The sequence below is a fragment of the Streptomyces beijiangensis genome (assembly GCF_017315755.1).
GTDB lineage: Bacteria > Actinomycetota > Actinomycetes > Streptomycetales > Streptomycetaceae > Streptomyces > Streptomyces beijiangensis.
On the sequence record NZ_JAFLRJ010000168.1, the window covers coordinates 1 to 9,721 of the forward strand.

Below are 9,721 nucleotides of genomic sequence, written 5' to 3' on the forward strand. Positions count from 1 at the left end.
ACCTCCACCCGTGCCGCCCCGACCAGCCCCAGCACCGGCCGTACCGCCGCCGCCAGGGCGAAGGAGGCGCGCTCGGCCTCCCGGCGGGCCCAGCGCAGCTGCGGCTGCGGTTCGGCGCGGCCCGCCGTGACCAGGGGGTCGGCGATCCGGACCCGCAGCTTGCGTACGTACAGCGTGCGCACCGTCATGAGCCCGGCAGGGCCGATCAGCAGATGGTCGATGTGGCCGCCGCCCGGCAGCGGCACCGAGTGCAGCACCCGCCAGCCCGCACCCTCAAGACCGTCGAGCCGCTCCCCCAGCGCCTGCTGCGCGACCAGCGTGTTGCGGCGCGGATCGGCGCGGAAGCGCGAAGGCGGAGCGGCGCCGTCCAGGACGGCGTGCAGCGCCTCGCCGGGGCGGTTGGGCGCGAGGTCGTCGTCGGGGTGGAGGGTGAGCAGCGCGAAATCGGCCGGGCTCGGAACGGGAGGCGGCCCGACAGTGAACTCTCCTGTCAGGAAAGGCCGGAGGGCTTTGAGCACCGCTTCCCTCTGCTCGTCGAAGAGCAGACTGATCCGGCCGGTGTCACGGTCGTACCAGGCGATGTTCCTGCCGTCCGGCATCCCCACGTACAGCCGTTCCTGTCCGTGCCGCCACGTCGGGGTGACCCTCAGACCGGTCATGCCGCATCACCTCATCCCACCCACGACCATGGGAACAGGACACAGGGCGGAGGGGCAATAACCGGGTTACGGTGGACGTGAGCGGAGGGGGTCGAGCTTGCGCGTGCGCAGGAAGGACGACGGGGACGTTCCAGCACCGGACACGGCGTGGGACGAGATCGTCCCGGGGCTCTGGATGGGCGGGCACGCCTTCTTCCGGCCGGACACGGGTTTTGAACTGGCTGTCGTACGCGATGAGTTCGATGTCGTACTGAGTCTGCTGCGCCGCCCCGGCCACGGACCGCCGCCCGGCGTGGAACACCATGTGCACGAGATCCCCGACGCCCCTCTCGACGAGGCGCAGATCGACGGGGTCATTCGGCTCGCCGAGATCGCGCAGCTTTCGCTGGGGCTCGGCCGGAGCGTGCTGGTGCGCTGCCACTCCGGGTACAACCGCTCCGGCCTGGTCGTCGCGCACACGCTCCGGATGTCGGGACACACCTCCGAGGAGGCGGTCGCGCTGATCAGGCGGCAGCGCTCGGAGTGGGCGCTGCACAATCCGGTCTTCGAGGACTACCTGGACACGGGACTGGACGTGGTCCGCCTGCTTGCGGGATTGTCCGAGCCGTAGCCTGTACGCCTGTACGAGGCCGGTACGAGCGCCTGTACGAGGCCTGTACGGGCCGGCACCGACCGAGGAGGGGACCACGGCATGATCATTTTTGGTACCAGGGGGTATCTGTACCAGCTGGCGATGCTGACGCTGGTGTGCGGACACTGCGGCAATCCGGCCGCGCACACACTGCGCAAGCGCGTCAGCAAGTTCACGCTGTTCTTTGTGCCGCTGTTCCCGTTCTCCACGAAGTACACGACGCAGTGCACGTTCTGCGGCATGGAACAGCAGATCACCAAGGAGCAGGCCGACGGGCTCCTGGCCCAGCCGCAGCAGCAGGAGCACGGGCAGCAGGGCGCCCCGCAGCAGCAGGCCGGCCAGAACCCGTACGCGAACTGAGCCGGGCGGTTCCCGGCGACGGCCCCGGCGCGAGGATGCGCCGGGGCCGTCGCTGTAACAGGCTGGTGCGGACATCCTGGGTGCAGTCGTACGGAAGGAGAGCCTTGCGCCGCCACCGCCACCGCCACCGCCTCTTCCGCCCCGCAGCCGGAGCGGCACCGCTGACCGCGGCGGTCGCCCTGCTCTTCGCCGTGTGCGCGGGGTGCGGCAACTCGGGCGGCCTGACGAGCGCGGGTGCGACCCCGACCGCCGTGGGCCCCACCCAGCTGTGGCCCAGCCTGCCGCCCGCATCCGTACAGCCGTCCGAGCCGCCGTCGAGCGCCTCGGAGGCCGTCCCCGGGATCAAGGTGCCCGGCGACGACGTGCACCGGCTGAAGCCGGCCGACGTCGCGCGCGCCGACCCCACCACCTCCGCGTACACCACCGCCGGCGATGTGCTGCAGCCGTACTACCGGGACCTGACCGGTGACAACCACGACGAGCTGATCACCGGCATCACGCTCCGCGACGGCCAGCTGGCGATCAACTGCTACTGGGCCCACGGGGGCGAACTGCTGCGCATCATGGACACGGTCGACGACGTGATCAGCGTGGAGCTCGCCGGCCGGTATGTGATCATCCGCGATCCCGCGGGGCTGCCCGGTTACGAGTACCGGACCTCGTGGTCCTGGGATTCCAGCCAGCGCGCGATGCTCCCCACCCGGGACGAGATCCTTCGCGTACGGCCCCAGAAGTCACCTGCGCCACTCTCCTCCGCGCGGCCCGCCCGCAGGTCGGACGAGCAGGCGGACCCGGAAGCGGCCCCGGAATGAGGACCCGGCTGCTGCCGTCCTGGACGGCCTCGCTCACCTGGAAGGCCGCGCTCTTCATCGCGGTGATGTGCTGTGTGCTGGCGGCGCTGCTCGGCGGTCTGGTGCACGCGTCGGTGACGCACCAGACGGTCGGCCAGGTGCGCGACAAGGCGCTCACGCGCCTGTCGGACACGGTGGAGGCGTACGAGGCGGGCGAGCCGCTCCCCTGGCGCTCCGGCGTCGACCCGCCCGATCTGCCGCCCTCGCTGCGCGCCCTCGCCCTGAAGGGGCAGCGCGGCACGATGGTGGCCGACCGGGGCGGGCGGACCGTGATGTGGGCGGCGGGCCCCGCCGACGGCAAGGCGATCGCCACCGCCGTCGACTACAGCCAGAGCGCCAAGATCATCACGGGCCTCGACCAGTCGATCCTGGCCTCATCGGTCCTGGCCATCAGCGCCACCCTCCTCGTCGGCGCCTTCGCCGTCACCCGGGTCACCCGCCGGCTGCAGAAGGCCGCGCTGGTCGCGGGGAGGATCAGCGCGGGCGACCTGGACGCGCGCGTCAACGACCCCAGGGCCAAGCGGCCCCGCCGGCGGCAGGACGAGGTGGCGACGCTGTCGGGGGCGCTGGACACCATGGCGTCGTCCCTGCAGACGAAGCTGGAGGGCGAGCAGCGCTTCACCGCCGATGTGGCGCACGAGCTGCGCACCCCGCTGACCGGTCTGCACGCCGCGGCCGAGCTGCTGCCGCCCGGCCGCCCCTCCGAGCTGGTGCAGGACCGGGTACGGGCGCTGCGCGCGCTCACCGAGGACCTCCTGGAGATCTCCCGTCTCGACGCGGGGAGCGAGACGGTCGACCTGGCCTTCCACGTCCTGCCGCCGATCGCCGAGCGGGTGGCGCGCGCCTGGGGGACGGAGACGGAGGTACGGGTGGGAAGGGCGGCCCGCGTCGAGAGCGACAAACGGCGCCTGGAGCGGGTCGTCGGCAATCTGGTCGGCAATGCCCACAAGCACGGGCGGGCGCCGGTGGTGGTGAGCGTGGACGGGCCCGTGGTGACGGTGCGCGACCACGGCGACGGCTATCCGGAGTATCTGCTCGCGCACGGGCCGCAGCGTTTCCGTACGAACGCCGAGACCAAGGGGCACGGTCTGGGACTGACCATCGCGGTGGGCCAGGCGGCGGTGATCGGGGCCGAGCTCGTCTTCCGCAACGCGGAGGACGGCGGCGCCGAGGCGCGGCTCACGCTGCCCGAGTATGTGAGCTTCGACGACACCGCCACCGAGAGCGCGACCTGATCAGACGCCCAGTAGCTTCGCCTTCGCGGCCGCGAACTCCTCGGGCGTGAGCAGTCCCTGCTGTGCCATCTGCCCCAACTGGGCCAGCCGGTCGGCGATTTCGCCGCCGGTGGCGGGTGCGGGTGCGGGTGCGGCGGCCTGGTACGGCTGAGAAGCCTGCGGGGCCTGGTACGGCTGCGAGGCCTGCTGCGCCTGGAGCTCCTGGATCGCCTCGTTCTGGTCCTGCTCGCTCTGGGTGCGCCGGGCGTTGTTCTTGCCGACGGCGTACGCGGTGCCGCCCACCAGCATGCCGCGCAGCAGCGGGGAGCCCATCGGGCGCCTGACGGGTCGGACCATCGGTCGCATGGGTCGGATGAACATGGCGGTCAGCCCTTCTGCGCAGCTGCGGGTGCGGTGGAGGTCGCGGTGGCGGGAGCGGATGCGGTGGCGGGGGCGGCGAGCGCGGCCCGCACTTCCTGCAGGCGCTCCGGCGGGATCCGTACGGAAGCGGCGATGTGCCCGCCCGCCTTCCGTACGACCTCGGCCGCCTCCTGCGCCCACAGGTGCTCGACCAGGACGAGCAGCGCGCAGTTGCCGTTCTCCAGCAGCTCGCCCGCCTCCCTGACATCCTCGGGCCCGATCAGCTGCGCGGCGTCCTCCCCCACGAGCACGTCCTTGAGCTCGTCGAACTCGGTGAGCTCGGCGGCGAGGACCTCGCCCCGCGCGGTCTTGGTGACCACCAGCGAGTCGATGGGGCGCACCGCACCGTCCTTGCGCAGGGCGGCGACCGCGGCCACCGCCTCGACGCGCAGCTGCTCCTCGGGGAAGGCGAGAACGATGAATTCCACTGGCCCCATATCCGTACTCCTCATGTCGTCAAGCCGCCGTGACAGGCCATCAGCATTCCTCGGAACACTATGACATAAAGGGACATAAGGCCTCTGTCTTGCTACGTTGCCAGGCATGACCGCAACGACGGCGGACGCACCCCCGCCCGAACTACGCCTCCCGAAGCGACGCGGCGTCGAACTCGTGCTTCTTGTGGCCGCCGTTCTCATCGCCGTCTTCGGCTACATCGACGCGGGTTACGCCAAGAACGGCTCGATGCCGGCCGACGCGCTCAGTTACGGTGCCGGCCTGGGCCTCCTCGCCCTCGTGGCCCACCTCGCCGTCCGCTTCCGCGCCCCCTACGCCGACCCGCTGCTGCTCCCGATCGCCGTACTCCTCAACGGACTCGGCCTGGTGCTGATCTACCGACTCGACCTGGAGACCCCCGGCGACAAGGCCGCACCCACCCAGCTGATCTGGTCCACGCTCGGCGTCGCGCTCTTCATCGCCGTGATCCTGCTCCTCCGAGACCACCGCATCCTCCAGCGCTACGCGTACCTCTCGGTGGCCACCGCCCTGGTGCTCATGATCATCCCGATCTTCTTCCCGGCCGTGAACGGTGCGAAGATCTGGATCCGCGTCGGCGGCTTCTCCATCCAGCCCGGTGAGTTCGCGAAGGTCCTGCTGGCGGTCTTCTTCGCCGCGTACCTCGCCGGCAACCGCAACGCCCTCGCCTACACGGGCCGCAAGATCTGGAAGCTCCAGCTCCCGACCATGCGGGTCTTCGCCCCGATCCTGGCGATCTGGCTGATCAGCGTCGGCGTCCTGGTCATGGAGCGCGACCTCGGCACCTCGCTCCTCTTCTTCGGCCTCTTCGTGATCATGCTGTACGTGGCCACGGGCCGCGGCAGCTGGATCGCGATCGGGATGGTCCTGGCCGCCGTGGGCGCCACGGTCGTCGGCACGCTGGAGCCGCACGTCCGCAGCCGCGTCGACGACTGGCTGCACCCCTTCGCCTCGATCGACGCCGGCGAGGGCGCGAGCCAGCTCGCCCAGTCGCTCTTCGCCTTCGGTGCGGGCGGGATGCTCGGCACGGGCCTGGGCCAGGGCCACTCCATCCTCATCGGCTTCGCCGCCAAGTCCGACTTCATCCTGGCGACGGCGGGCGAGGAGCTCGGCCTCTTCGGCCTCACCGCGATCTTCCTGCTGTACGCCCTGCTCGCGGCCCGCGGCTATCGCGCGGGCCTCGCCCTCCGCGACCCCTTCGGCCGTCTCCTCGCGATCGGCCTCGCCTCGATCGTCGCCATCCAGGTCTTCGTGATCGCGGGCGGCGTCATGGACCTCATCCCGCTCACCGGTATGGCGATGCCCTTCCTGGCTCAGGGCGGATCGTCCCTCGTCACCAACTGGGTGATCGTGGCGCTGCTGATCCGGGTCAGCGACTCGGCTCGCGCGCCGCATCCCGGCACGGTCGAGACCGGACTCATCGGAATCACAGCCCCGATCGTGGAGGAAGACGAGTCATGATCCGCTACATCCGCCGCGCCGCCGGCTTCTGTCTGATCCTCCTCGTCGCACTCCTCCTGAACGCCACCCGCGTCCAGGTCTTCGACGCGGACTCCCTCGACAACAACTCGGCCAACCGCCGCCAGACGATCGCGCGTTACGACCAGCCGCGCGGCGACATCCTGGTGGACGGCAAGACCGTGACCGGTTCACGGAACACGAATGAGCAGCTGAAGTACGAGCGGACCTACACCGAGGGCCCCCTCTACGCACCCGTCACCGGCTACGCCTCGCAGACGTACGGCACCACGCTCATCGAGAACGCGGAGGACGGCATCCTCTCCGGCACCGACTCGATGCTCTCCACCCTGCCGCTGATCAACGAGCTGACCCGGGCCCAGCAGCCCGGCGGTGATGTCGCCTCCACCATCCAGGCGGACATGCAGAAGGCGGCGTACGAGGGTCTGGGCGGCAAGAAGGGTGCGGTGGCGGCGATCGAGCCCACCACGGGCAGGATCCTCGCGCTGGTCTCCACACCCTCGTACGACCCGGGGCGGATCTCCGGTACGGACACCTCGTCGACCAGGGCATGGACCTCGCTCAACTCCGACACCAACCAGCCGATGCTCAACCGGGCGATCCGCCAGCTCTACCCGCCGGGCTCGACGTTCAAGGTGGTCACGGCGGCGGGGATCCTGGACAACGGGGTCGCCACGGACATCAACTCGGCGACGGACACCCCGAATCCGTACACCCTTCCTGGCACCACCTTCCAGCTGACGAACGAGAGTTCGTCCGACCAGTGCAAGAACGCGACACTCCTCTACGCCTTCGAGGTGTCGTGCAACACGGTCTTCGCCAAGCTGGGCGTGGACGTGGGCCTGAGCGGCATGGTGAAGACGGCGGAGAACTTCGGCTTCAACGACACCGGCGTGAAGATCCCCTCGGGGGTCTCGGCCAGCAATTTCGACACGAAGATGAGCAACGACCACCTCGCCCAGTCCTGCATCGGCCAGTACAACACCAGCGCCACCCCGCTGCAGATGGCGATGGTCGCCGCCGCGGTGGCCAACGACGGCCAGATCATGTACCCGCACCTGGTCGACAAGACGATGAGGTCGAACGGCGGCACGGTCTCCGAGACCGGCACCAAGGACTACCGGCAGGCGATGACCGTGACCACCGCCACCCAGCTCAAGACGATGATGGAGGCCGTGGTCACCGACGGCACCGGGACGAACGCGGCGATCGGCGGGGCGACGGTCGGCGGCAAGACCGGCACCGCGCAGAACGGCATCGACAACTCCGGTACGCCGTACGCCTGGTTCATCTCGTACGCACAGAAATCGGACTCCAACACTCCGGCGGTGGCCGTCGCGGTGGTGGTCGAGGACGCGTCGGCCAACCGCTCGGACGTGAGCGGCGGCGGCAACGCGGCGCCGATCGCGAAGGCGGTCATGGAGGCTGCACTGAACTGAGCCATGGCGCGCGCGGACCGTGATTAGAGTGCGCCCCATGACTACTCCACCCACTCCGCCCTCAGCGCCCTACGAACTCGCCCAGGTGAACATAGCCCGCCTCAAGTTCCCCTTGGACTCCCCCGAGTTGAAGCCCTTCGTCGACGGCCTGGACCCCGTGAACGCGGTGGCCGACCAGGCCGACGGATTCGTCTGGCGCCTGCAGACGGACGCCGGCGACGCGACGGAGCTGCGCATCTTCGGCGACGAGTGGCTGATGGTGAACATGTCGGTGTGGCGCGACCCGAACGCGCTCACCGCCTTCATGTACCAGGGCAGGCACCGCGAACTCCTGGGCAGGCGCTACGAGTTCTTCGCACGGGTCGAGGAGGCGATGACGGCACTGTGGTGGATCCCGGCGGGCCACCGCCCCACGGTCGAGGAGGCGGAGACCCGACTCCTGGACCTCCGCGCGAACGGCCCGGCCCCCACAGCCTTCACGCTCCGCACCAGCTTCCCGCCACCGGCGTCCGCCTAGCCCTGCCCTGGCCTCGGCCGGGCAGCGACTCGCGCCGCTCGCGCCATGAAGCGGGGACGCCTTCGACCCCGGTGCGGGCGGCAACGATGCCACCGGTGATCGCACAGGTGGTGTCGACATCGCCGAGCGCTTCCGCCGTGGCCCAGAGCGCCGCCTCCAGGTCCTCCGGGTGGCGGGCTGCCGTCCAGACAGCGAAGGGAACGGTGTCGTCGGCGCGGATGCGCTGCCCGTTGCCGAGCAGGTCGGAGGCCTTCCAGGGCTCGGTGGCGAAGGGGACGCCGACGGCGCGCAGGAGCCCCTCGCGGACGGCGCCCTCCGGGGTCCGTTCGGCGACGGCCCTGATGTCGAGTTCTCCCCGTACGGAAAGAGCCGCAGCGGTGGCCACGGCCACGGCGCCCGCGATGCCCTGCGGGTGGGCATGGGTGACCTCGGCGGACAACTCCGCCTGGCGGGCGACGACTTCGAGATCGTCGCTGAACCAGGCCCCGAGAGGCGCGACGCGCATGGCGGCCCCGTTACCGAGGCTGCCGCCCTCGAAGAGCCCGGGCGCGAGGGTGCGCCAGCCCTCCGGTTCGGGAAGGAGAGCGGGCAGCAGCATGTGCATGCCGTGCCCGTACCCGCGCCCCGGATCGGCGTCGAAGGTGAGCGCGAAACAGGCGGCGAGCCGATCCTGGTCGACGGTGCCGTGCTCGTCCAGGACGCGCTGGATCGCCAGGGCGAGGGCCGTGTCGTCGGTCCAGTGCCAGCGGAGCTCTTCGGGGGTGCGGCGGGCACGTATGTCGTTGTACGCCTGGAGGGGCTCGCGGAAGAGCGGGAACCACCGCTCCCCGAAGGCGTCCCCGAGAGCGAGACCTTCGAGGCTGCGACGGGCGGCACCGGGGTTGGCGTTCATGGAGCCATGGTGCCGGAGCGCGGCGGGCCCGGTAACTCCTTTACGGGCAGGCGGCCGGCAGCGCCGCGCACGACCATTTCCCGTTCAGCCGATCGGCTTGCGCATGTCCGCGCGGACCTTCGCCGCCGTTTCCGCCGCCGCTGCCAGGTCGATCGTGGCGGGGTCCTTCAGGACCGTCGCCTCCGTGACCTCCGCGACGGAAGCTCCCGTGTTGCCGTCCGTCCAGGCGCAGACCGGCATCGTGGTGCGGGTGCCGGCCTGGGTCTGGGTGAGGACCTCGCAGGCGATCGGGACGTCGGAGCCCGCCGGGTGGAAGTCCCTCGCCTTGACCGCGATCACCGCGCCCGCCCCCTCCGAGGCGCCCTCCATCATGCTGCGGCGGGCCAGGCCGGTGTTCTTGAAGCGGCCGTACATGCCCGAGACCACCAGGACACCCTTGGTGTCGTCGCCGCCCAGGCTGTACTGGGCCACCACCGCCTTGGTGTCCTTCGCGTCCCAGGCGCCGTCGGCCTCCTTCTCGATGGCCGCGCCCTTGGAGTCGGAGAGGTCCTTGGTGAGCTGGTACTTGTTGCTCAGGAGGGTCTTGGGGAGCGTGAGCCGGTACTCCGCCTTCGGGAAGCCGCCCACCGCCTTCTGGCCGATCACGCCGAGGCCCACCACGGCGGCGATCACCAGCACCAGGGCTCCGCCGACGATGCCGAGGATCAGGCCCGTCCGGCTCTTCTTCGGGGGCGGGCCCATCGGCGGGGCTCCCCACGGGGCCTGGGGCTGCTGGCCGAAGGGGG

At 70.5% G+C, this 9,721-nt stretch carries 12 protein-coding genes; 7 read left to right on the forward strand and 5 right to left on the reverse strand.

The genetic code is table 11. The annotated features are described in order from the left end of the window. Positions 1–659, reverse strand: a 659-nt coding sequence (locus tag J0695_RS18855) for a nuclease-related domain-containing protein (protein WP_206963259.1), incomplete at its 3' end; no start/stop codon positions are given. Between the two features lie 97 nt (positions 660–756). Here J0695_RS18855 and J0695_RS18860 point away from each other — a divergent pair. The 4 genes from J0695_RS18860 (at position 757) to J0695_RS18875 (ending at position 3,736) form a co-directional block, all read left to right on the forward strand. Beyond that, complete coding sequence (locus tag J0695_RS18860) at positions 757–1,269, forward strand: protein-tyrosine phosphatase family protein (RefSeq protein ID WP_242552872.1); 513 nt, start codon at positions 757–759, stop codon at positions 1,267–1,269. An 81-nt stretch (positions 1,270–1,350) separates the two neighbouring features. Further along, the gene (locus J0695_RS18865; protein WP_206963260.1) at positions 1,351–1,650 is read left to right on the forward strand and encodes a zinc-ribbon domain-containing protein; all 300 of its coding nucleotides are present in this window, start codon (positions 1,351–1,353) and stop codon (positions 1,648–1,650) included. A gap of 104 nt (positions 1,651–1,754) precedes the next feature. Continuing rightward, on the forward strand, positions 1,755–2,462 hold the full coding sequence (locus J0695_RS18870) for a hypothetical protein (RefSeq protein WP_206963261.1): 708 nt from the start codon (positions 1,755–1,757) through the stop codon (positions 2,460–2,462). Continuing rightward, the gene (locus J0695_RS18875; RefSeq protein ID WP_206963262.1) at positions 2,459–3,736 is read left to right on the forward strand and encodes an ATP-binding protein; all 1,278 of its coding nucleotides are present in this window, start codon (positions 2,459–2,461) and stop codon (positions 3,734–3,736) included. Before J0695_RS18870 ends, J0695_RS18875 begins: the two co-directional genes overlap by 4 nt. On the opposite strand, the gene J0695_RS18880 is transcribed toward J0695_RS18875, so the two are convergent. Together J0695_RS18880 and J0695_RS18885 are read right to left on the reverse strand one after the other, a co-directional pair. Further along, positions 3,737–4,072, reverse strand: coding sequence for an SHOCT domain-containing protein (locus J0695_RS18880; RefSeq protein ID WP_242552873.1), 336 nt, complete (start codon positions 4,070–4,072; stop codon positions 3,737–3,739). Between the two features lie 29 nt (positions 4,073–4,101). Then, positions 4,102–4,572 carry a DUF6325 family protein gene (locus J0695_RS18885; RefSeq protein ID WP_206963263.1) on the reverse strand — a complete coding sequence of 157 codons (471 nt, stop codon included), beginning with the start codon at positions 4,570–4,572 and terminating at the stop codon, positions 4,102–4,104. A 106-nt stretch (positions 4,573–4,678) separates the two neighbouring features. Here J0695_RS18885 and J0695_RS18890 point away from each other — a divergent pair, with 106 nt between their 5' ends. The 3 genes from J0695_RS18890 to J0695_RS18900 are packed head-to-tail and all read left to right on the forward strand — an operon-like array spanning position 4,679 to position 8,044. Beyond that, a complete protein-coding gene (locus J0695_RS18890) occupies positions 4,679–6,070 on the forward strand; it encodes an FtsW/RodA/SpoVE family cell cycle protein (RefSeq protein ID WP_206963264.1) in 1,392 nt (463 codons plus the stop codon). Further along, positions 6,067–7,527, forward strand: coding sequence for a penicillin-binding transpeptidase domain-containing protein (locus J0695_RS18895; RefSeq protein ID WP_206963265.1), 1,461 nt, complete (start codon positions 6,067–6,069; stop codon positions 7,525–7,527). Before J0695_RS18890 ends, J0695_RS18895 begins: the two co-directional genes overlap by 4 nt. Before the next feature lie 37 nt (positions 7,528–7,564). Continuing rightward, positions 7,565–8,044 (forward strand): DUF3291 domain-containing protein, encoded by a 480-nt coding sequence (locus J0695_RS18900; protein WP_206963266.1) that lies wholly within the window; start codon positions 7,565–7,567, stop codon positions 8,042–8,044. Here J0695_RS18900 and J0695_RS18905 read toward each other — a convergent pair. Both J0695_RS18905 and J0695_RS18910 read right to left on the reverse strand, forming a co-directional pair. Further along, positions 8,004–8,936 carry an ADP-ribosylglycohydrolase family protein gene (locus tag J0695_RS18905; RefSeq protein ID WP_206963267.1) on the reverse strand — a complete coding sequence of 311 codons (933 nt, stop codon included), beginning with the start codon at positions 8,934–8,936 and terminating at the stop codon, positions 8,004–8,006. The two genes, J0695_RS18900 and J0695_RS18905, sit on opposite strands and share 41 nt — an antisense overlap. A gap of 84 nt (positions 8,937–9,020) precedes the next feature. Then, on the reverse strand, positions 9,021–9,721 hold a 701-nt coding region (locus J0695_RS18910), incomplete at its 5' end, for a hypothetical protein (RefSeq protein WP_307798681.1).

Bases quoted from the DNA above. Each gene is read 5' to 3' on its own strand.
- J0695_RS18905 (WP_206963267.1), bottom strand. From the start codon at position 8,936: ATGAACGCCAACCCCGGTGCCGCCCGTCGCAGCCTCGAAGGTCTCGCT.
- J0695_RS18895 (WP_206963265.1), top strand. From the start codon at position 6,067: ATGATCCGCTACATCCGCCGCGCCGCCGGCTTCTGTCTGATCCTCCTC.
- J0695_RS18875 (WP_206963262.1), top strand. From the start codon at position 2,459: ATGAGGACCCGGCTGCTGCCGTCCTGGACGGCCTCGCTCACCTGGAAG.
- J0695_RS18900 (WP_206963266.1), top strand. From the start codon at position 7,565: ATGACTACTCCACCCACTCCGCCCTCAGCGCCCTACGAACTCGCCCAG.
- J0695_RS18890 (WP_206963264.1), top strand. From the start codon at position 4,679: ATGACCGCAACGACGGCGGACGCACCCCCGCCCGAACTACGCCTCCCG.
- J0695_RS18880 (WP_242552873.1), bottom strand. From the start codon at position 4,072: ATGGTCCGACCCGTCAGGCGCCCGATGGGCTCCCCGCTGCTGCGCGGC.
- J0695_RS18885 (WP_206963263.1), bottom strand. From the start codon at position 4,572: ATGGGGCCAGTGGAATTCATCGTTCTCGCCTTCCCCGAGGAGCAGCTG.
- J0695_RS18865 (WP_206963260.1), top strand. From the start codon at position 1,351: ATGATCATTTTTGGTACCAGGGGGTATCTGTACCAGCTGGCGATGCTG.